Source organism: Paucibacter sp. B2R-40, assembly GCF_025717555.1.
Lineage (GTDB): Bacteria > Pseudomonadota > Gammaproteobacteria > Burkholderiales > Burkholderiaceae_C > Paucibacter_A.
Genome location: NZ_JAJIRP010000002.1, coordinates 504,451 through 524,471, shown reverse-complemented (window position 1 = coordinate 524,471; position 20,021 = coordinate 504,451). Strand labels below are relative to the sequence as shown.

Annotated in this window: 17 protein-coding genes; 12 read left to right on the top strand and 5 right to left on the bottom strand. The window is 62.8% G+C overall.

Annotated features, from left to right (window positions below):
* Window positions 1–6: 6 nt before the first annotated feature.
* Entirely contained in the window at window positions 7–1,389 is a 1,383-nt protein-coding gene (locus tag LNV09_RS06185) for a M16 family metallopeptidase (RefSeq protein ID WP_263556208.1), read from the bottom strand.
* 102 nt (window positions 1,390–1,491) lie between these two features.
* On the opposite strand from LNV09_RS06185, the gene LNV09_RS06180 reads away from it, so the two are divergent.
* Genes LNV09_RS06180 through LNV09_RS06170 form a run of 3 tightly spaced genes read left to right on the top strand, consistent with a single transcriptional unit; the run spans window position 1,492 to window position 4,181 of the window.
* Window positions 1,492–1,881 (top strand): VOC family protein, encoded by a 390-nt coding sequence (locus LNV09_RS06180; protein ID WP_263556207.1) that lies wholly within the window; start codon window positions 1,492–1,494, stop codon window positions 1,879–1,881.
* A 7-nt stretch (window positions 1,882–1,888) separates the two neighbouring features.
* Window positions 1,889–2,155, top strand: coding sequence for a TfoX/Sxy family DNA transformation protein (locus LNV09_RS06175; RefSeq protein WP_263556206.1), 267 nt, complete (start codon window positions 1,889–1,891; stop codon window positions 2,153–2,155).
* 28 nt (window positions 2,156–2,183) lie between these two features.
* A complete protein-coding gene (locus tag LNV09_RS06170) occupies window positions 2,184–4,181 on the top strand; it encodes a monovalent cation:proton antiporter family protein (protein WP_263556205.1) in 1,998 nt (665 codons plus the stop codon).
* On the opposite strand, the gene LNV09_RS06165 is transcribed toward LNV09_RS06170, so the two are convergent.
* The 3 genes from LNV09_RS06165 to LNV09_RS06155 are packed head-to-tail and all read right to left on the bottom strand — an operon-like array spanning window position 4,171 to window position 10,006.
* Window positions 4,171–5,829, bottom strand: a complete 1,659-nt coding sequence (locus tag LNV09_RS06165) for a SulP family inorganic anion transporter (protein WP_263556204.1) — start codon at window positions 5,827–5,829, stop codon at window positions 4,171–4,173. The two genes, LNV09_RS06170 and LNV09_RS06165, sit on opposite strands and share 11 nt — an antisense overlap.
* Window positions 5,830–5,840: 11 nt before the next feature.
* Window positions 5,841–7,871: a GGDEF domain-containing protein gene (locus LNV09_RS06160; protein ID WP_263556203.1), complete on the bottom strand. Its 2,031-nt coding sequence runs from the start codon at window positions 7,869–7,871 to the stop codon at window positions 5,841–5,843.
* Window positions 7,868–10,006 (bottom strand): diguanylate cyclase, encoded by a 2,139-nt coding sequence (locus LNV09_RS06155; protein ID WP_263556202.1) that lies wholly within the window; start codon window positions 10,004–10,006, stop codon window positions 7,868–7,870. Before LNV09_RS06155 ends, LNV09_RS06160 begins: the two co-directional genes overlap by 4 nt.
* A gap of 309 nt (window positions 10,007–10,315) precedes the next feature.
* On the opposite strand from LNV09_RS06155, the gene LNV09_RS06150 reads away from it, so the two are divergent.
* The 9 genes from LNV09_RS06150 (at window position 10,316) to LNV09_RS06110 (ending at window position 18,529) form a co-directional block, all read left to right on the top strand.
* The gene (locus LNV09_RS06150) at window positions 10,316–11,050 is read left to right on the top strand and encodes a TetR/AcrR family transcriptional regulator (protein ID WP_263556201.1); all 735 of its coding nucleotides are present in this window, start codon (window positions 10,316–10,318) and stop codon (window positions 11,048–11,050) included.
* A complete protein-coding gene (locus tag LNV09_RS06145) occupies window positions 11,047–11,553 on the top strand; it encodes a DUF2867 domain-containing protein (protein WP_263556200.1) in 507 nt (168 codons plus the stop codon). Before LNV09_RS06150 ends, LNV09_RS06145 begins: the two co-directional genes overlap by 4 nt.
* Window positions 11,543–12,877, top strand: coding sequence for an ABC1 kinase family protein (locus LNV09_RS06140; protein WP_263556199.1), 1,335 nt, complete (start codon window positions 11,543–11,545; stop codon window positions 12,875–12,877). Before LNV09_RS06145 ends, LNV09_RS06140 begins: the two co-directional genes overlap by 11 nt.
* A gap of 23 nt (window positions 12,878–12,900) precedes the next feature.
* Complete coding sequence (locus tag LNV09_RS06135) at window positions 12,901–14,235, top strand: glycosyltransferase (protein ID WP_263556198.1); 1,335 nt, start codon at window positions 12,901–12,903, stop codon at window positions 14,233–14,235.
* A 15-nt stretch (window positions 14,236–14,250) separates the two neighbouring features.
* A complete protein-coding gene (locus tag LNV09_RS06130; RefSeq protein WP_263556197.1) occupies window positions 14,251–14,637 on the top strand; it encodes a DUF6463 family protein in 387 nt (128 codons plus the stop codon).
* Between the two features lie 176 nt (window positions 14,638–14,813).
* Window positions 14,814–15,716: an alpha/beta fold hydrolase gene (locus tag LNV09_RS06125; RefSeq protein WP_263556196.1), complete on the top strand. Its 903-nt coding sequence runs from the start codon at window positions 14,814–14,816 to the stop codon at window positions 15,714–15,716.
* 53 nt (window positions 15,717–15,769) lie between these two features.
* Window positions 15,770–16,636, top strand: coding sequence for an alpha/beta hydrolase family protein (locus LNV09_RS06120; RefSeq protein WP_263556195.1), 867 nt, complete (start codon window positions 15,770–15,772; stop codon window positions 16,634–16,636).
* 21 nt (window positions 16,637–16,657) lie between these two features.
* Window positions 16,658–17,794: a hypothetical protein gene (locus LNV09_RS06115; protein ID WP_263556194.1), complete on the top strand. Its 1,137-nt coding sequence runs from the start codon at window positions 16,658–16,660 to the stop codon at window positions 17,792–17,794.
* Window positions 17,795–17,827: 33 nt separating this feature from the next.
* The gene (locus tag LNV09_RS06110; protein WP_263556193.1) at window positions 17,828–18,529 is read left to right on the top strand and encodes a molybdopterin-dependent oxidoreductase; all 702 of its coding nucleotides are present in this window, start codon (window positions 17,828–17,830) and stop codon (window positions 18,527–18,529) included.
* Between the two features lie 17 nt (window positions 18,530–18,546).
* Here the strand turns inward: LNV09_RS06110 and LNV09_RS06105 are convergent, their stop codons facing one another.
* Window positions 18,547–19,959, bottom strand: a complete 1,413-nt coding sequence (locus LNV09_RS06105; protein ID WP_263556192.1) for a glycoside hydrolase family 30 protein — start codon at window positions 19,957–19,959, stop codon at window positions 18,547–18,549.
* Window positions 19,960–20,021: the final 62 nt, after the last annotated feature.

The following is a 20,021-nucleotide window of genomic DNA, read 5'->3' as shown; positions in this document are numbered from 1 at the left end:
AGCGACTCATGATGACCGAGGCCTCGCCGGCTTGCTGCTCGCTTGCGGCTCATACAGCAGGGTCACGCGGGCCGCTTGCTGGACATCGCGCCGCACCACCCGCTGCACGTCGGCGGCACTGACGGCCTGCAAAGCGTCCAAGTCGCGTGTGGCGGCAGCGGCATCAAAGCGCAGCATGGCCGCCATGCCCACCAACTCGGCCAGCCCCTGCACGGTCTGCCGTTTGATCAGGGCGGCGGTCATCAGCTGGGTCTTGACTTTGGCCAGTTCGCGCTCAGCGATCGGCTCTTCGGCCAGCCTTTGCACCTCGCGCGTCAGTGGCGTCGCCAGAGAGGCGGCGGCGTGCCCCGGCGCCGCCATCGCATGTGCGACCAGAAGCCCAGCTTCGGCATTCAGCTGCGCCTCGAAGCCCACGCTCTGCGCCACTTGATCGCGGTACACCAGCGCCTCGGCCAAACGAGACGATTCCCCTAAGGAAAGCAGCGCTTGGGCGATTTGCCAAACGACCGCGTCGGGGCTGTCGGCGCGCGGCCCTTGCCAAATCAGCAGCGTAGCCGGCAGCGGCGCATGCTTGCCCGGCAGCCTATGCGTCTGATCGCGTATGCGCCGCGTTTCAAGCACGGTGTTGCGCGGAATCGGTCGATTGGGCCTGGGGATGCTGCCGAAGTATTGATTGACGGCGTCGTCAAGCTGGCGTGCATCGAAGGCTCCGGCGACGATCAAGACGGCGTTGTCCGGGCGGTAATAGTTGGCGTGGAATTCGCTCACATCGGCCAGGGTGGCGGCGTCCAATTCCTCGATATTGCCGCTCACCGGGCGCCGGTAGGGGTGCGTCTGGTAGCCGAAGCTGGGCACCGCATTGAAGAGTTGGCCGTAGGGTTCACTCAGCACGTTTTGCCGATATTCCTCTTTGACGACGGCGCGCTCACTGTCAAAGTTAGCCTGATCCACGGTGAGGTTGGACATGCGCTCGGCCTCGGCCCACAAAATCGGGGCCAGATGATTGGCCGGCACGACGCAGTGGTAGGTGGTCGAGTCCTCGGTGGTGAAGGCATTGTTGCTGCCACCGACGTCCTCCGTCATGCGGTCGAACTGCTCGTTAGCCATATGGCGCGTGCTTTTGAACATCATGTGCTCAAACAGATGGGCAAAGCCGCTGCGCCCGACCGGGTCGTCCTTGCCCCCGACCCGGTACCAGACCTGCACGCTGACCGAGGCGCCGGGCGTAGGCAGGGCGATGACCTCCAGGCCATTGGCCAAGAATCGCCGCTGCAGATTCAGCGGAGCCAGCGGTGTTGGGCTCGCCTGCGCTCCCAGGCGGTAGAGCGCGGCCACGCCCAGGCCGGCTTGAAGCAGGCGCCGGCGCCGGCAAGAGACAGGACTCTTCATCGCAAAGCTACTTTCATAGCGGCGAGCATATCTGCGCTGCTGACATGGCGCTGTCAGCAGCCTGCTGGCAGACTACGCGCTTCGCTCATCAAGAGGTCTGTTATGAAGTTCGCCTATACGATTGTTTACGTTGCCGATGTGGCCGCGTCGCTGGCTTTTTTTGAGGCGGCCTTCGGCCTGCCGACGCGCTTCTTGCATGAGTCGGGCAGCTATGGTGAGCTCGAGACCGGGGCGACCGCCTTGGCCTTCGTCGATCACGCGACCGCGCGCGACAGCGTAGGGCATGACTATGTCGCGGCCGCTGCGAGCCCGCTGCCCTTGGGCTTGGAAATTGGCCTGGTCACCGATGACGTCGCGGCCGCCTTCGAGCGTGCCGTCAAGGCCGGTGCTGCCGCCTTGAGCCCACCCAAGACCAAGCCCTGGGGTCAGACGGTCGCCTATGTGCGCTGTCCGGACGGCACGCTGGTGGAGTTGTGCAGCGCCATGGGCTGAGCCCGCGATGGACGCGGCCCAGCCCCTGCGCGGCCTCGGCCCCAAGAGTCGTGCGCAACTGTCGGCCCTGGGCGTGCACAGCCTGAGCGAGCTGCGCGCGCACGACGCAGTGGCGCTCTACGCCCGGCTCAAACAGCAATGGCCGGGCGCCAGCATCAACCTGCTGTACGCGCTGATAGGCGCGCAAGACGAGTTGGATTGGCGTGTGGTGGCGCGCCAGCGCCGCACCGAGTTGTTGTTACGACTCGACGATCTGGGCTTGGCGCCCAAGTAGGGTCGCACTGCCGCTTAATATCGGGGTCATGCTGACCTCGCTCGATCTCGCTCTGCTTTACCTCGTCGCCTCGGTGTTGGGCGTGGTGGTCTGCCGTCAGCTGAAATTGCCGCCGATGCTGGGCTATTTGGTGGTTGGCGTCTTGGTCGGACCAAATGCGCTGGCGCTGGCCGGCGACACCGCCAGCATCCGCTATCTGGCCGAGTTCGGCGTGGTCTTCTTGATGTTCGTGATCGGGCTGGAGTTCAATCTGCCCAAGCTCTACAGCATGCGCCGGCTGGTGTTCGGTCTTGGGGCATGGCAGGTTGTGGTCACCATCGTCGGCGCGGTGGGCTTGCAGTACATGCTGACCTGGGGCTTTGTAGCGATGGGCAGCAGCTGGGGCCTGGACTGGAAGGGCGCGCTGGTGCTGGGCGCGGCGATGGCGATGAGCAGCACGGCCATCGTCGCGCGCTTGATGGCCGAGCGCCTGGAGCTGGAGAGCGAGCATGGCCGGCGCGTGATTGCCGTGTTGATCTTCCAGGATCTGGCCGTGGTGCCGCTGCTGGTGATGATCCCGGCGCTCAATAGCGGCGGCGCCGAGATGGCCGAGTCGCTCGCCTGGGCGACCATCAAGGCGGTTGTCCTGCTGACGATTTTGTTGGTCGGCGGGCAAAAAGTGATGCGCTGGTGGCTGACCCGGGTGGCCAGCCACAAGAGCGACGAGCTCTTCATGCTCAATCTGCTGCTGGTCACGCTGGGTCTGGCCTGGTTGACCGAGCATATGGGGCTGTCGCTGGCGCTGGGTGCGTTTGTGGCCGGCATGTTGATCGCCGAGACCGAATACAAGCATCAAGTGGAGACCGATATCCGGCCCTTTCACGATGTGCTTTTGGGCCTGTTTTTCATCACCATAGGCATGAAGCTGGACTGGCACACCTTGGTCGATCAATGGTGGTTGGTGCTGCTGCTGAGCGTGCTGCCGGTGCTGGTCAAGTTCGGGCTGATTGCCGGCCTGGCCTGGCTCTTCAAAGCTCCCACCGGGGTGGCGCTGCGCACCGGCCTCTATCTTGCGCAGGCGGGCGAGTTTGGCTTTGTGATCTTGACGCTGGGGGCGCAATACCAGCTGGTGGCGCCGCAATACATCAGCCCGGTCCTGGCCGGCATGGTGCTGTCGATGCTGGCTTCGCCGTTCTTGATCATGTACAGCAACCGTATCGTGATGAAGCTGTCCAGCAGTGACTGGATGATGCAGTCGCTGCAGCTGACGACGATTGCCAAGAAAGCCTTCAAGGCCGAGAGCCATGTGATCATTTGCGGCTACGGCCGCAGCGGCCAGAATCTGGCGCGGCTGCTGGAGGGCGAGAGCATTCCCTATATGGCGCTGGACCTCGACCCTGACCGTGTGCGCCAGGCGGCGGCGGCCGGCCAGAGCGTCGTGTTCGGCGACGCGGCGCGCCTGCAAAGCCTGATGGCGGCTGGCTTGGCGCGTGCCAGCGCGGTGGTGATCAGCTACCCCGACACGCCCTCGGCGTTGAAGATCTTGCACTTGGTGCAGCAACACGCGCCGCAGGTGCCGGTGATCGTGCGCACGATCGACGACCGTGACCTGGAGCGCTTGCGCGCCGCGGGTGCTACCGAGGTGGTGCCCGAGGCGATCGAGGGCTCGCTGATGTTGGCCAGTCACGCCTTGGCGCTGGTCGGCGTGCCGATGCGGCGGGTCATCCGCCTCACCCGTGACGCGCGGGATGCCCGTTATGGCTTGCTGCGCGGTTACTTCCACGGCGCCGATGACGATACCGCCGAGGAGCGTCATCATGCCCGCCTGCGCACCGTCACGCTGCCGGCGAACAGCGCCTATGTCCATCAAGCACTGGGGCTGCTGGCCCTGCATGCAGGCGATGTGTCGGTGGTGTCGGTGCGGCGCGCCAATGGCGCGGTGGTGGCGGCGGATGATCAGCTCTTGCTGAATGCCGGCGACACCTTGGTGTTGTCGGGCGTGCCCGAGGCCCTGGCGCTGGCGGAAGAGAAGTTGCTCAGGGGCTGACCCAGTCCTCGTCGCCCATCATGCCCTGGTGATGGCTCAGGAACAGCTGCCCATCGAACCAGCGCGTCCAGTTGCTGGCCTTGAGCAGATCCAGCACTGGGCCCTTGACCTCTGAGAGATCCAGTCGCAGACCCTGGCGCTTCAGACTGGCGTGCAGCTCGCGCAAGGCCTCCAGGCCGCTGAAATCGATGCTGTTGACCGGCGACATCATGATCACGACACGGCGCACGTCGGGGAACTTGCTCAGATGCCCTTGCACCACATCGGCCAAGCTGCGCGCATTGGTGAACAAGAGGCTCTCGTCGATGCGCAGCCCCATCACGTCGGATTGGCATTCGACCGCGTAGCGCTCGACATTGCGGTAATGCTCGGTGCCCGGCACTCGCCCGAGCAAGGCCACATGAGGCCGTGCGCTGCGCTTGAGCAAGAGGGCGATAGAACCCAGCACGCCCAGTCCTAAGCCTGCCGCTACGCTCCAGCACAACACGATCAGCGTCACGGCGATCATCAACAAGGATTCGCTGCGCGCATACGCCCAAGCTTCTGCATAGGGCTGCCACTTCAGCCCCGACAGCACGGCCACCATGATGGTGGCGGCCAGCACCGATTTGGGCAACCAGGCCAGTGGCTCGGCCAGCAACAAGAGCGCCAAGGCCATCAAGCCGGCGATGTAGACCCCGGTCATGCGGGTGCGCCCGCCGGCCTCATGCGTGAGCACGCTGCGCGAAAAACTCCCTGCCACCGGCATACCGCCGCTGAAGGCCGCCACCAGGTTGGCGCCGGCCAGGCCGCGCAACTCGGCCGCCGGGTTGACCCGTGCATCACCCAGACCGACGCGGCGCCGCCCGAGCGACTCGGCCACGACCAGACTGGAGACATAGGCCATCAAGGCCAGGAGCATCGCGTGCGGCAGCAGCATTGCCCATAGCGCGGCGTTCAGGGGCGGGGCGCCCAGCGGCAAGGCCAAGGGCGGCAATGCGCCCAGCAAGGCCACGTCATGGTTTTGAAGCTCGCTCCACCGGGCCAACGCCATCGCGGCCAAGAGCAGCAGCAGCGGCGCCAGGCGCGCGGCCACTTTGCTTGGCAAGCGTCGCCCGGCCAACAGCAGCGCAACGCTCAAGCCGCCCAACAAGGCGGTCAAGCCCTGCCAGGGCCGCGCGCCGTGCATCAGGCTGAGCACCACGCTGGGCAAGTCAAAGCCCTTGGCCGAGCTGCCCAGCAAGACCGGCAATTGGCTCAAGGCAATCGCCAAGGTTGCGCCGGTCTCGAAACCATGCAGCACCGGCACCGACAGCAGCGATGCCAGCGCATCCAAGCGCAGCACAGCGGCCAGCGCCAAGATCAGGCCGACTTCGGCCGCCAAAACCAACGCGCCCTGGCTCGGGCTGATGCCTAGCGGTAATGATGCGAGCGCCTGCGCAATCATCAGCGCCAACACTGCCACCGGGCCGACACCGAGCACCGGGCTGGAGCCCAAGGCTGCATAGGCGAGCAGGGGCAACAAGCTGGCGTAAAGGCCAATCTGGGGAGGCAAGCCGGCCAACATGGCGTAGGCCAGGCATTGTGGAATCAACAAGACGGCGACCACCAAGGCCGCCAAGAAGTCGGCCTGCGCGAGCTCGCGGCCGTAATGCAGAGAAATTTTCATAAAGACCGGGTTTAGGCCGACGGGCCCAAGACCTGCAAAAGACTGACCCGCTCGGACGAGCAGGCGGCGTCAAAATCGGCCTCGATCTGCGTCAGCGCGTCGCTGTCGCGGGCGTCCACGGTGGCGATGCCCATCGCGCGGTTGCGGCCGCGCGACTTGGCGGTGTAGAGCGCCATATCGGCCCAGTTGACCGCCTGCTCCCACTGCAGTTCGAGCTTGGACGGCGGCAAGGGGAAATGGGCAAAACCGATCGACACCGTCACCCGCAGCGGGCCTGTGTCGGTCGGGATGGTCTGGCCGCCGACGCCGCGCAGGATGCGCTCGGCCAGATGGGCCAGATCGCCCAAGCTGACATCGGGTGCGAAGACCAAGAATTCCTCACCGCCCCAGCGCACCACCAGATCTTCGGCGCGCACCGCATGGCTGAGCCGACGCGCCACTTCGCAGATCACCACATCGCCGACGCCGTGTCCATGCTGGTCATTGACATGTTTGAAGTGGTCAATGTCTATCATCAACAGTGCGCCATTGAATTGGGCCGGGGCTTGCTGTTCCATCACGCCGAGGAAATGGCGGCGGTTGGCGAGGTCGGTCAGCGGATCGCGTTCGCTTTGCGCGCGCAGCAAGGCTTGGTTGGCCTTCAGTCGCCTGTTGGCCTCGCGCACGCGCTTGACCATCACCACCGCCAAGCCGATCGACAGCGCCAGCAGCGCCGCCACGGCCAAGCCCACCTGCTGCGCAAGGTGGCGGTTGGCGAGTTGCTTGTCGACCAGGCTTTTGTCACGGATCAGCAGGTCCAGATCGGCTTGCTTGCGCTCACTGTCGTATTTGATTTTCAATTGACGCAGCGAGGCTTCACGATTCAAGGCCACCAGTTCGGCGTTCAAACTGCGCTCGGCATGAAAGTTCGCCAAGGCCTCCTTGGCCTGGCCGGCGGCGGCCCAGGCTTCGCCCTCTTCGCGCAACTCCTCGATCAAGACGGCGTGGTCGCTCCAGTCCTGCCGCATCTCGGCCAGCAAGGTCAACTCACGCCGTGCGCGCTCAAATTGCCGCGCTTGGATCAGCGCCAGGGCCAAGTTGTGGCGGGCAGCGCGTTCCAGCCGTTGATCAGCCAGGGCATGCAGTTGCGGCAGCGCGATTTCGGCCGCCGCAATGGCCTTTTTGGGCTGCTGCAAGCGTACATAGATATCGGCCAAGCCGACCTGCATCTGGGCCATCAAGTGCGGCGCATCGGCTTGGGTGGCGAGGGCCAGGCCTTCTTCCAAGGCGCGCAGTTGCTCGGCCGGCCGCCCGGTCCGCGAGGCCAGTGCTGCTTCAAAAGCTTTCATGTATGCCATCGCCAGCACATCGCCTTCGGAAATTTTCTGGCCTTGCGCCAGCCACCGATGCATGTCATCTGTCTGGCCCGACAAGAGGCTGAGCACGGCCAAGCCCCCCATGCTCAGCGCTTGCAAATAGTGGTCTTTGCCCGCCTCGGCCAGGGCCAGGCCCTGGCGGGCTGACGCCTCGGCCAGGCTGAAGACGCCTTCGTTTTGCCGCTTGCGGGTCAATACGCGCAAGGCCGCCCAGGCGCTGCGGAAGTCGCAGTCCTCGGCCATCGGCTGGCCCAATGGCTCTAGACCGCATTGCGGCGCCAAGCCGGCCAGCGCTTGTTCAGCGTATTCGGCCGCTTGCAGGCTGCGGCCGCCTTGGTCGGCATGCAGCGCGCGCAAGAGGCTGACTTGCGCCTGGCTCTGCGGGTACTGACTCAAGTTGGTGGCAATGGCCTCGACGGCCGCGTCATTGCCGGCCGCTGCCTGCATGCGACCCTCGGCCAACAGCAGTTGCTGGCTGTTGGCGGCATGGGCGGGATCGAGCCGCAACTTTTGCAAGATTTGCAGCGCCAAGGCCGGCTTGTCGTAAGCGATCCGTTGCAGGCGAGCGAGCTGGGCGTCCAAGGCGGGGTCGAACGCGGCTTTGCCGCCAATATCCGCCGCCCAAGCGGCGGCGCAGGCCAGCATCAGCAGCAGACCGATCCAGGGTTGGGTGCGCAAGCCCGTCATGTTGAGAGCGGCACCGGTTCGGGGCCCTGCAAGGCCAGCAACTGGATACGGCCCTCATGCCAGGCGGCCTCCATGCGCGCGGCCAAGCTCAAGAGACCGGCCTCGTCCTGCGCGTCTATGGCCTGGATGCCATAGGCCTTGTTGCGCCCATGGGCCTTGGCCATATACATCACGGTGTCAACCAAATCGATGGCGCGCTCCCAGCTCAGCGCCAATTGCTGTGGTGCGACGGGGAAGCTGGCGAAACCAATCGAGGCGGTGATGGCGATGCTTTGGGTGCCATGAGAGACGGCCTTGCCGCCTATGTTGTCGAGCAAGCGTTGCGCCAAGGCGCCGGCATAGGCGGCGTCGCGCGTGTCGACGACGATCAGGAATTCTTCGCCGCCCCAGCGCACCACCAAGTCCTCATCTCTGAGCGTCGCGCGCAGGCGCTCGGCGATTTCGACCAACACGCTGTCACCCGCCGCGTGACCATGGCTGTCATTGATGCGCTTGAAATGGTCGATATCGATCAAAAACACGCTGCCACTGAGCTTGCCCTGGTCGGCCAGGCGTTTGATCGCGGCCTGGAAATACCGCCGGTTCGACAAGCCGGTCAGCGGGTCGCGCTCCCCCTGCAGGCGCAGCGCGGCGTTGCTGCTGGCCAGTGCCAGGTTGGTTTTGCGAATGCGCTGATAGGCCAGGCCCAGCAGCACACCGGACAAGAGCACGCAGCCGCCCAGCGCCGCCCAAAGCCGGAGGCGCAAATCGCGCTCGCGGATTTGCTCGGCCTTCAAGTTCATGTCGCGGCCCAGCAGTTCCACTTCTTTGGCACGCCGTTCATCGTCGTAACGGGCTTGCGCCTCCAGCACGGCCTTGCGGGTGTCGGCCCGCAGGGCTTGGTCGATCAGCTTGCGGTATTGGTGATAGGCCTTGGCGGCCCCAGGCAGATCGCCGGCTTTTTCCAAATAGGCGCCCAGCTCTTGCCAGCCAATCGAAGCGCCGCTATTGGCGCCGCGCTTCTCGTCTATCGCGATGCCGGCCAAGGCATCCCGCGTGCCTTCATCGATGCGCTTGAGTGCAATTTTTGCCAAACCCATATTCGCCAGGGCGACCGCCTGCGAGGCCAGGTCTTGGCTCTTGAGCGCCAGCGGCAGGGCTTCTTCCGACAGGCGCAAGGCCTCGGTGTAATTGCCTTGCTTGAGATGATGGTCCGCGTAGTTGGCCAGGGCCAGCGATAAAAAATCCGGGACACCCGAGCGTCGCGCATGTTCCAGCGCTTCTTGCTTGGCCTGCTGCGCCAAAGCGTGTTTGCCCTGCTCTGCATAGACGATGCCGCGCAAGGTCTGCACATTCAACAACATATACGTGTCGGGGTCGCGCTCGGCTTCACGCAAGGCTTCGGTGATGGTTTGCTCGGCGCGCTCAAGCTGTTGTGCCTCTACGTAAGCATTGGCCAAGCCGACCAGCGGATCGACCCGGCGCCAACCGACGCCGGTGCTTTCGGCCATCTTCAGCGCTTGGTGCAAATTGAGCAAGGCGGCGTCGGCGTTGCCGGTGTCCGATTGCATGCGGCCCAACAAGGCATGAGCGCGTCGCAGCGCCGAGGTCTGGCCGGCGCTATAGCCCTTCAGCTCGGCTAACTCCTTTTTGGCCAGCTCCAGCTGACCTGTTTGGTTCAAAGCGCGCGCCATCAGCCAATGCCGTGCCAGACCTGCCTCGGCCTGATTGCGTTGATTCGGCCAATCGGCGAGTGTTCGCAAAATGGTCGCAGTGCTGGCCGTGTCGCGGCGAACGACCGCAAGTTGGCCGCGCAAGATCAGCAGCTCCAGCAGCTCCGCACTGCCCGGCTTGAGCTGGCTTTGCAAGGCCAGCAGCTCCCGCTCACTGTCGGCCGGCTTGACGGGCCCGGCCCGTTCGATGCGAGCCAGCTCTTTCATCACAGAGACATTGCTGGTGGCCGTGCTCACAGGCGCGGCCGAAGCGTTGCTCGGTGGAGCAGGATCTGGCGAAGGCTCCGGCTTGCAGGCGCTCAGACCCACGGCCAAGCCAAGGCTCATACCCAAGCGAAGTCCGCTAAACAGGCAAGCGCCGGCCAAGCGCAGGCCCACGGGTGACCGTGCCGCCAAGTTGCTCGCGGAGTTGTGTCTGCTCATTGCCTTTGCTATCGACATCGTCGTGACTGACTTGATTCCCAGGCCGGCTGCGTTGGGGCCGATTTCGAAGCCGAATGGACGGCTCTTGCGACATATTCACGCCTGCCCGGCTGCAGTGTAGTGAAGCCAAGCGTTCGCCGAATGTGTATTGCAGTCGTTCGGCATAGGCATTAGCCCGCAGTAGGGTCGCCCACCGGGCGATAGCGGCCAGCCGGAGTTGGCTTGGTGGCATAGATCTGCAAGCATTAAAAGATATTGACTATTGATTAAATAAAGAAAACAATCTCGCAAAGAGTAGCTGGTATCAAAATGCGCATCTCAAAGTCACAAACAGAAAAGAACCGCCGCCTCGTCATCAAGACCGCGGTGGACCTGATGACGAGTCAGGGCTTCGAGGGCACGACGATGAAGCAGATCGCGCGCGCTGCCGAACTCGGTGACGCGACGATTTACAAATACTTCCCCAGCAAGGAGAAGTTGGTGCTGGCCTATTTTGAGCAAGCGGTTGCGGATGCCTTGGCGCAGATCGGCAAGACCAAGGGCCTGGACAGCTTCAGCTTGCAAGAGCGCATGCAGCTCTTGATCGATGCGCTGCTGGAGCGGTTTTTGGCTGACCGCGAGTTCGTCGCCTTGGCCCACAAGCTGGTAGCGGGTGCGCCCTTGGCGGTGATGGGCGATGACTTGCCCGGCAAGACGCTGCTGAAGCAGGCTTTTGCCGAGATGCTGGCGCAGGCCGAAAGCAAGGCCGAAATCGCTCCCTGCAGCTTCAAGCCCAGCTTGGCCGCCTTGCTGGCCGACGGTGTCTACGCCATCACCGCCTACTGGCTGCGCGACGATTCCGACGAATTCGCCAACACCACGCAAATGGTCGATCTCAGTCTGGGCTTGCTGGTGCTGGCCCTGCACAGCGGCATCGTCAACAAGGCGCTGGACTTGGGGGGCTTCCTGCTGCGCAGCCAGTTGACGCGCTTGCTGCGCGACGGCAATGGCTTGCTGGATGTGCTCAAGTTTGCGCGCATGAGCTTGAGCGGAGCCGGCAAATGAAGCTCATCAAGACCGCGCTGCCCGAGGGCAGTCGAATCCTGCGGGTCTTGCCCGGTGCCGACTTTGCCGACAGTTACCGCTTTGCCAGCACACAGCCCGAGGCGACGGCGCTGGCGCAGTTTCTTGACCTGTCCGCGCGCACGCCCGCATGGATGAATAGGCTGATGGCGCTGCGCAATCAAGCGGTGCGCTGGGTCGGCTTGAAGAACCTCGGTGCCATGGCGCCAGGCGATCGGCGCAAGCCGGCCTCAAGTTACCGGCCTGGCGAGCGGGTTGGCATCTTCACGCTGCAGTACGCGGACGAGCGGGAGGTGATTGTGGAGGATCAGGACAAGCATTTGCATGTGCAGGTCTCGCTGTTCAGGCAGGGTAGCAATGAGCTGCAGATGAGCACTGTTGTGCATGTCCACAACCGACTTGGCCGCGCCTATATGAGCGTGGTCGGCCCGGTGCATGGCGTGATCGTGCCGCTGATGTTGCGCCAACTCGGCCATGAGCGCTAAAGCTCCGCGCACTGGCCGCATCGCCCGCGGCGCGCTTGCCGGCTTGGCCGTGGCGCGCGCCGGTGTGGCGCATCTGAGCCACCGGGCCCAGGGCATTGCGCGTTCGCCCGAGGATAGCCAGCAAGCGCGCGCCGCGTACGAAGCCAAGCTGGGCCGCATCCTGTTTGGCGCGCTCAACCAACTCAAGGGCACGGCGCTGAAGGCTTCGCAATTGCTCAGCATGGAGTTGGGCTTCTTGCCCGAGGCCCTGCGCAGCGAACTGGCCAAAGCACAGTACCAGGTCACGCCGCTGAACCGGGCCTTGGTGATCAAGCTGCTGCGCCAGGAGTTTGGCCAAGGACCCGACGACTTGTTTGCTCAATTCGAGCCGAACGCCTTTGCTGCGGCCAGCCTGGGGCAGGTGCATGGCGCGACGCTGGTAAACGGAGAGGGAGAAGGCGAGGCGGTCGCCGTCAAGCTGCAGTATCCCGGCATGGCCGCCTCCATCGGCAGCGATATGGCGATGTTGCGCAGCTTGCTGCAGACCTTTGCGCGCGGCTCGGACAGCCTGCCCAAGGCCGCCATCATCGAACGCGTGTTGGCCGATATCGAAGCCAAGCTGGCCGAGGAGTTGGACTACCAGCACGAGGCCGAGCAAATGCGCTGGTTCAGGCAAGCCTTTGCTGTGCGGCCTGATTTGGTCGTCCCGCAGACCTTTCCCGACTTGAGCAGCAAGCGGGTGTTGACGATGCAGCGACTGCCCGGCATGCATCTGAATGAATGGTTAGCGACCCGGCCCAGCCAAGCCGAACGCGACCATTTCGGGCAGCTCTTGTTTGATACCTTTTTGTTCAGCCTGTTCGAGCTGCAACGCCTGCAAGCCGACCCGCATCCGGGCAACTACTTATTCATGCCCGATGGCCGCTTGGGCCTGTTGGACTTTGGCTGCAGCAAAGCGCTCAGTGCTTCGTTCTGCGGCGGCATCAGCGCCGCTTGGTCGGCTTTGCTGCGCAAGCCCCGTGACTACCCATGTGTGCAGCGAGCCTATCTGGAGCTGGGCTTGATCTCGCCGAGCTTGAGCGAGCAGGAGTTCCGTGAACAACTGATGCCGGCCTTGGCCGGGACAGTCGCCTGGCAGACAGGGCCTTTCGTTGCCGAGTTCTATGACTTTGGCCGGCTCCCCGACATGCCCCGGCCCGATCCAGCCCAGCAGCGGCAAGCCGTGGGTTACCTGCATTCGGTCACCCCCGAGTTGCCCTATTTCGACCGCGCCTACCTTGGGCTGCTGCTGATGCTCAGGACGCTGGGCGCGCGCGTGCGCACCCGCAACTCATGGATCCGCTAAGCCAATTGACAGGAGTTTCAACCATGCCGACCAGCTTGAGTGGGCGCATGACAGCCGCCCCGGTGCGGGTATTGATCGCCACGGCAGGCAGCCATGGTGATGTATTGCCCTTTATCGCCCTTGGACAAGCGTTGGCGGCGCGCGGCCATGAGGTGCTGCTCTTTGCCAACCCGACTTTCCAGGCCAGGGTCGAGCAAGCGGGGCTGCGCTTTGTCGGCGTCGGCAAGCTGGCCGAGCATCAGGCCTTGTTCCGAGCCACCGCCGCCGCCACGCCCAACCGGGCGTTTGAGCTTGTCGCGCAGGAACTGGCTCGGCTCGGCCCCGCCTACTATCAAGCCATGCGGGCCGAGCTGCGTCCAGCAAGAACCATTTGCATTGGCAATTCGCTGCTGTTTGCCGCCCGCTTGCTGGGCGAAACAGAGGGCGTGCCCTGCGCCACAGTGCATTTGGCGCCTTCGGTGTTCCAGTCGGACCTCGCTCCGGCGCGGCTGGCAGCGCGTTGGATCAAGGCCAGTAGCCCGGCCTTGCTGAAGCGCCTGGTCTGGTGGTCGCTGGACCGTTTCTTCTACTCACCGCAGTTTGCGGCCCCCTTGAACCGCTGGCGTAGCGAACTGGGCTTGGCGCCCAAGCGGGAGATTTTCAAGTCCTGGATCCATCAAGCCGATCTGCTGCTGGCGCTGTTCCCGGACTGGTTTGCCGAGCCGCAGCGCGATTGGCCGTCCGGCGTGACCTTGACCGGCTTCCCACTTTGTGATCATGGCGAGCACGCACAGCTGTCGCCGGCCTTGGAAGCCTTTTTGGCTGCTGGGTCGGCGCCGGTGGCGTTCTCACCCGGCACCGCCTCGGCCGGCAACCGGGCGTTCTTCGAGGCCTCGATAGCGGCCTGCCGCCTGGCAGGCGTGCGCGGGGTTCTGCTCTCCCATTTCCCTGGGCAAATCAGCGGCGAGCTGCCGCCCGAGTTGATCCAGGTCGATTACGCACCCTTCGGCGCCTTGTTGCCACGCGTGGCAGCCTTTGTTCACCATGGCGGCATCGGCAGCACGGCTCAAGCGCTGCGTGCCGGTGTGCCACAGCTGATCTGTCCGGCTGCCTATGACCAGTTTGACAACGCCCAGCGCGCGTGCCGCTTGGGTGTGGCCAGTGAATTGGCACCCAAACACTACAAGGCGCCGAAAGTGGCAGCTGCCTTGCAGCGGCTGATGGTCGACCCCGCCGTGCGGAAGAACTGCCAGCAAGCCGGCCAGCGCCTGGCCGCCGAAGGGCCGGGTATCGCTCGGGCTTGCGAGCAGATCGAAGCTCGCTTGCTGCCGATGCTGGCGACTCAAAGTCGGCGGCTCAAAACTGATTCCCAACTTTGATCGCTCCCAAGCATCATGAGCACAACAAGCACCTCCACCATTTCGTCACTTCCCCGCGTCTGGATCGGCCATTGGCTGATGGTCGTGGCCGCGCTGCACACCCTGTTCGCCCTGGTCTTTTTGCACCAACCGCTGCTCGACATTGTGCGGCGAGGCGTCTACAACACCGTCGGTCAGGACCCGCTGACGGCTGCCGCCGTCTGGTTCCTGCTTTTCGCTGCCCCGCTGGCCATGCAGGCGCTGGCCATCACGTCGCTTGAGCGAAGCGGGCAGAACGCCGCGCTCCGCCGGCAAGCTTGGGGCCTGCTGGCCCTGAGCCTTTTGGGCGTGATCCTGATGCCGGAATCGGGCTTTTGGTTGGCCATTCCGGCCGGCATTTTCTTGCTGCGTAGAGGCCGCTGAGGTGCTCGGCTGCTCCTGTTTGTGCCTCTGCGCTTGGGGGGGGCTCTGGCTGGGCTGGGTGCTGACCGAAAGTTTGATTGAGCGCCCCGCCTTGCAGGCCCTGCCGATCGGCGACGTTCTGCGTGCCTGAGCTCAAACGAAATCAACCAGTTCTTCTTGATGGGTCATTGATACCTATGCGGCTTCAAACCTCATCCCGCTGGCGGCAGTTCCAGGCTTGGCTGTTTGAGAAAGCGCTTGCCGCCGAACTCAAGCAAGCCGGTCTCAGCCGACATGTGCTGGAGCTTCCATTTGGGCGCATTGCCTACTTGGACAACGGCGAACTGCAGGCGCAGCAGACGCTGTTATTGCTGCATGGCGCGGGTACGGACAAATCCACCTGGCTGCGCTGGGTCAAGGCGCTGGGGCATCAGCGCCGCATCTTGGCCGTGGATCTGCCCGGCCATGGCGACAGCACGCAAGACCTGACCCTGTCTTTCGACGTGCCCACTCAAGCGCAGCGCATGGCGGCGTTCATCGCTGCGCTGGGCTTGGGCTCGGTTTGCTTGGTCGGCAGCTCGATGGGTGGCGCAATAGCACTGCGCTTGACCCATCAACATCCGCAACTCGTCAAGGGCTTGGTGCTGATGGGCTGCCTCGGTGCGCAAACCCGGCCCAGCTGGCTGTTGGAAGAAATGGCCAAGGACGGCAGCAACGCCATGCTGGACATCCAAAGCCCGGCCGACTATCGCCGCATGTTGGCGGTTGCCATGGTCAAGCCGATCTACATTCCGGCTTTCATGCTGAACTTGTTGCTGGAGGACAAGAAGCGCCGCGCCAAGATCGAACGCAAGGTGCTGGCCGACATTGAGCACAGCTTCGACCAGCGCGATGTTTTGACCCGCATCCGGGTTCCCTGCTTGATCATCTGGGGTCGCGAAGACTGCGTCGTCCATGTCGACGACGCGGACCTGCTGCACCAATCCATTCAAGGCAGCAGCAAGATCGTGCTCGACAAAGTCGGGCATGTCCCCATGGTCGAACGGCCTCAGCAGGTCGCGAAACTCTGTCGGGCATTTTTTCTTCAGCACGCGCTGTAATTGACGGACCCTAGGTCAGTCACCCGCAGCACCCACCAAGAACATCTCTCATCATGCCCATCATGCCCATCATGTTCAAACAATGGCTACTCTTCATCGCCGGATGCGTGTTTTTTGTCGGGCAATGCCTCGCCGGCAGCTATGAATACGAGGTCAAGACGATTCAATACAAGAATCTTGCCGCGCGCTTGTATTTGCCCAAGACCCAGGAACAAGTTCCGGTGGTGATCGGCTTCGGCGGTTCGGACCCGAGTTGGGGTTTTGCGGACGCCAATGGCGAGATGATGGCCTCCAACGGCATTGCACTCATCGGTTTGGTCTATTTCAAAACCGAGGCGGGTTTGCCGGCCACCTTGGACCATATTCCTATGGAATATTTCATCAGCGCAATTGACTACGCTGAAACTGTCAAGGAAATCGATGCTTCACGCATTGGCGTGGTCAGCGGTTCGCGCGGCTCGGAGGCTGGCTTTCTCTTGGCTATTCTCGACCCGCGCATCAAATCGGTCGCAATCACCACGCCGAGCAAGGTGGCATGGTCGGGGATGACCAGTTCACAATCTGCGTGGACCTATCAAGGCAAGGATATTCCTGCGATGGATTTGCCGGATTTGAAAAATTCCACGCAGATTCAACGGTTCGAGAAGGCTTTGCAAGACGTTGACAAAGTCCAGAAAGCCACCTTTGCATTTGAAAAAATTGGCGGCCCGATCTTGTTGATCTCGGCGGAGAACGACCAAATATGGCCCGGAACACCGATGAGCCATGACATCATGGAATACCTGAAGGCGCATCATTTCAAATATCCTGCCACGCATCAATCCTATCCAACCGGGCATGGCTTCAGCAAAGAAACAGCGCCGGAAATCAAGCAAAAAATTATCGACCACTTTGTCAGCACATTGAAAAACAAACGCTGATTCAGCAGGGTATCCATAGACATGAAACTTAAGCCGTTCAAAACTGAATCGCCGCGACTATATTTACTCGCACTGGGCAGTCTATTGTTGATCGGCTGCAGCAGCCCAGCGATCCCACCATGTGACAGAGATAGTCAATATGAAAGCGCCATCGCAAGCATTTGTGGTTTTAAAAATCCCGAAGATATTCGGGTGCTACCGGACCGAGAAACCCTGCTGGTGAGCCAGGTCGGGACGCTCGGCCGGCCGAGTTCAGGCAGCTTGGCGTTTTTTGATACACGGAGCAAGACCATCACTACGGCATTTCCCATTGGCATCGCGTCGGGAGGCTCGGCTGGCCAAAACTGGGGCGCGAGCAATTGCCAGGGTCAACCGGGTGCAGAGTTTTCACCATTGGGTATTTCGCTCAAACAGCGCAGCGATGGCCGTTGGCAGGTGGCGGCCGTCAACCACGGCCAAGGCATGCGTATCGAAATGTTTGAATTGCTCAAACAGGGTGAGCAATACAGTTTGAGTTGGCGCGGTTGCGTGATGCCGCCCGCGGAAGTTTCCATCAATAGCGTGACGCTGCTGCGCAATGGCGGCTTTATCGCCAGCCATATGTTTGACCGAACGGCGCCGAGCCTGTTCGGCATCAGTACCGGCATCTGGAAATCTCAGTTGGGCGTCGATACCGGCTATGCCTTCGAGTGGCTGCCGGCGGCCGAAACTGAGTTCCGAGTTTTAGAGGGCAGCCGCGGCCCGTTTCTGAACGGTATTGAACTTGCTGCGGACGAAACCACTGTATTTGTCAGCGTTACTTCGGGGAATGAGATTCGCAAAATAGACCGCCGCAGCGGCGCCGTTTTGGCCAGGGCGAAAATTGAACGCCCGGACAATATGACCTGGGATGAAAATGGTTTTTTGCTGGTGGCTTCGCTGACCGGAAATCGACTCGAAAATTTGTATTGCATTAAAAATACAGGTGATACCTGTGGCCTGGAATTCAGTATTTTTCGAGTCAATCCGCAGAGTTTGGCCTTGGAACAAGTGTTTCAGCATGCCGGCCCGCCGATGGGCGCGGCGACCGTCGCGCAACAACTGCGCAACTCGCTCTATCTGGGTTCATTCACCGGCGACCGAATCTTGAAGGTGCCTTACTCAAAGCATGCGAACTGATCGGACGCAGGCGTATGAACAATTGGCAAAGCCATGAAACCTATTGCTTCTGATGTGCCGCCGGGGCAGCGCGAGACCGAGGCTTTTCCGCGCTTTGGTTTGACTCAATTCGCCACGCGCTTTCCGGCGCAGCCGAGCACGATCAAGTTGCAAATCCTGGGGGAACTGCAGACGCAGATCGAGATCTATCGCAGCGATTTGCTGAGTTTGCCGCGTGTGGAGATCCGCGCCGACTTTCACTGCGTCACCACCTGGACGCATAAGGGCCTGCGCTGGGGCGGGGTGCGCTTTCGCGACTTCTATCAGCAATTGGTTTTGCCCAAAGCCGGGCCCGTGAGCGGCGCCGACTTTGTGATCCTGCGCGGCCAGGATGGAGCGCGCAGCTGCATGGTGCTGGAAGATCTGCTGGCCGACGATGTGCTGCTTGCCGACAGCCTGAACGGCGAGGCCTTGGGGCTGGACCATGGCGCGCCGCTGCGTTTGCTGGCGCCGGCGCATTACGGCTACAAAAGCATCAAGCATCTGGACCGGATCGAATTCCGCCGCAGCAGCGCCGGCTACCGACCCAGCGCCTATCGCTTCATGGAACACCCACGCGCCCGAGTGGCAGCGGAGGAGCGCGGCCGCTGGCTGCCGAACTGGCTGCTGCGGCCGCTTTACCGTCCGCTGATAGGTCCCACGGTGGCACGCTTTGAGCAGGCCTTGCTGGCCCACCAGGAAAAGGCGGGCGGCTGAGTCAGCCCGCCCGACCTTCAAGCCGAGAGTTCAAAGCTGCTGATCGAGCGCGCCGGCGCTAGCGCCTGGCATTGCCTAGCGTCCAATCTGAGCGTGTAGTGAATGGCGGCCTCGCTGCGGTTGAGTACGACCAGCACTTTGCTGCCGTCAGGGTTGACGAAGGCCGTGACCTCCAGGTTCTGCTTGCTGGCCGCGCACAGCAGCCGCTGCGCGCCCGGCTTGATGAAGCGGGCGAAATGGCCGAGATAGTCATACGAGCTTTGCGGCATCAACTCGCCCGTCTGCCGATTGGCCATGATGGGTGCGCTGCACAAATTGCCGACATGGTTCGGGCCGCCGGTTTCATCCAGCAGCAGGTTCCAGTCGATCCAGCCGACCGTCCAGCGGTTCAGGTCGTTGATGATGTTGCGGGCATAACGCTCTCCCAGAGCGGCGGAGCCGAGGTGCGGGCCGCCTTCCTGGCAGCCTTCGGTGAAGAGCAGTGCCTTGTCAGGCCAAGCGTCGTGCAGCAGTTGCACATGCTCGAAATGGTCTTCGCCATACCAGTGGAAGCCGCAGCCCCAGACATATTTGGCCGCCTCGGGGTCGCTGTAGACGGCCGCCGCGCGCTCCACCATCAGGTCGCGGTTATGGTCCCAGACGATGATCTTGACGTGGCCCAAGCCGGCCGCAGCCAAGGCGGGCCCGAGATGGTCGCGCACAAAATCGCGTTCCTGCTCGGCGCTGTAGATGCATGAATCCCAGCGTTGCGTGGCGGCCGGTTCGTTCTGCACCGTCAGGCCCCAGATCGGCACGCCCTCGGCCGCATAAGCCTGGATGAAACGGACATAACATTGAGCCCAGACGGCAGCATATTCGGGCAGCAACTCGCCACCCTGGTTCATCTGCCCGTTGCTCTTCATCCAGGGCGGTGGGCTCCAGGGCGAGGCCAGCAAGCGGATAGATGTCGACCCCGCCTGCTGCACAAGCGCCTGTGCCGCCTTGATCATCGGCAGCAGCGCCTTGCGATCGCGCTCGATATTGAAATGCTCCAGCAGCACGTCACCGGCCACCGCCGCATGGGCGTAGTTGCCCAGCGCGAAGTCGCAGCTGTTCATATGCAGCCGGCACAGCGTGTAGCCGTGGCCGCTGTCGGCATCAAAGTATTGGCGCAGCAGCGCGGCGCGCTCGGCTTCGGGCAGCGCGCCCCAGGTGACGGCCGCGGCTTCGGTGAAGGCGCCGCCAAAGCCCAGCAGGGTTTGAAAGCGCCGCTCGCTGTGGACCATCACGCTGGGCAAGTCGCTGTGCGCCGAATTGGCGCCGGCAGGGCCTTGCAGCAACAGTGGCGCTTGTTCGGCGAGCCGGTGTTGGCCGTCGGCCGTGCTCAGCACGCAGCGCAGCTGCAAGGGTTCTGGCAAGGAGTTTGAAAGGCCGGGTTTGGATGCGGGCATGGCGCTGGGTGTTTTGAGGTGAGAGGAAAGGTGAGGAAGGAAAGGTGAGGAGGGCCGGGACA

What these genes read in the sequence shown, in the direction of transcription:
- LNV09_RS06185 (WP_263556208.1), bottom strand. Translation starts at nt 1,389, where the DNA reads ATGAAGAGTCCTGTCTCTTGCCGGCGCCGGCGCCTGCTTCAAGCCGGC.
- LNV09_RS06180 (WP_263556207.1), top strand. Translation starts at nt 1,492, where the DNA reads ATGAAGTTCGCCTATACGATTGTTTACGTTGCCGATGTGGCCGCGTCG.
- LNV09_RS06175 (WP_263556206.1), top strand. Translation starts at nt 1,889, where the DNA reads ATGGACGCGGCCCAGCCCCTGCGCGGCCTCGGCCCCAAGAGTCGTGCG.
- LNV09_RS06170 (WP_263556205.1), top strand. Translation starts at nt 2,184, where the DNA reads ATGCTGACCTCGCTCGATCTCGCTCTGCTTTACCTCGTCGCCTCGGTG.
- LNV09_RS06165 (WP_263556204.1), bottom strand. Translation starts at nt 5,829, where the DNA reads ATGAAAATTTCTCTGCATTACGGCCGCGAGCTCGCGCAGGCCGACTTC.
- LNV09_RS06160 (WP_263556203.1), bottom strand. Translation starts at nt 7,871, where the DNA reads ATGACGGGCTTGCGCACCCAACCCTGGATCGGTCTGCTGCTGATGCTG.
- LNV09_RS06155 (WP_263556202.1), bottom strand. Translation starts at nt 10,006, where the DNA reads ATGAGCAGACACAACTCCGCGAGCAACTTGGCGGCACGGTCACCCGTG.
- LNV09_RS06150 (WP_263556201.1), top strand. Translation starts at nt 10,316, where the DNA reads ATGCGCATCTCAAAGTCACAAACAGAAAAGAACCGCCGCCTCGTCATC.
- LNV09_RS06145 (WP_263556200.1), top strand. Translation starts at nt 11,047, where the DNA reads ATGAAGCTCATCAAGACCGCGCTGCCCGAGGGCAGTCGAATCCTGCGG.
- LNV09_RS06140 (WP_263556199.1), top strand. Translation starts at nt 11,543, where the DNA reads ATGAGCGCTAAAGCTCCGCGCACTGGCCGCATCGCCCGCGGCGCGCTT.
- LNV09_RS06135 (WP_263556198.1), top strand. Translation starts at nt 12,901, where the DNA reads ATGCCGACCAGCTTGAGTGGGCGCATGACAGCCGCCCCGGTGCGGGTA.
- LNV09_RS06130 (WP_263556197.1), top strand. Translation starts at nt 14,251, where the DNA reads ATGAGCACAACAAGCACCTCCACCATTTCGTCACTTCCCCGCGTCTGG.
- LNV09_RS06125 (WP_263556196.1), top strand. Translation starts at nt 14,814, where the DNA reads ATGCGGCTTCAAACCTCATCCCGCTGGCGGCAGTTCCAGGCTTGGCTG.
- LNV09_RS06120 (WP_263556195.1), top strand. Translation starts at nt 15,770, where the DNA reads ATGCCCATCATGCCCATCATGTTCAAACAATGGCTACTCTTCATCGCC.
- LNV09_RS06115 (WP_263556194.1), top strand. Translation starts at nt 16,658, where the DNA reads ATGAAACTTAAGCCGTTCAAAACTGAATCGCCGCGACTATATTTACTC.
- LNV09_RS06110 (WP_263556193.1), top strand. Translation starts at nt 17,828, where the DNA reads ATGAAACCTATTGCTTCTGATGTGCCGCCGGGGCAGCGCGAGACCGAG.
- LNV09_RS06105 (WP_263556192.1), bottom strand. Translation starts at nt 19,959, where the DNA reads ATGCCCGCATCCAAACCCGGCCTTTCAAACTCCTTGCCAGAACCCTTG.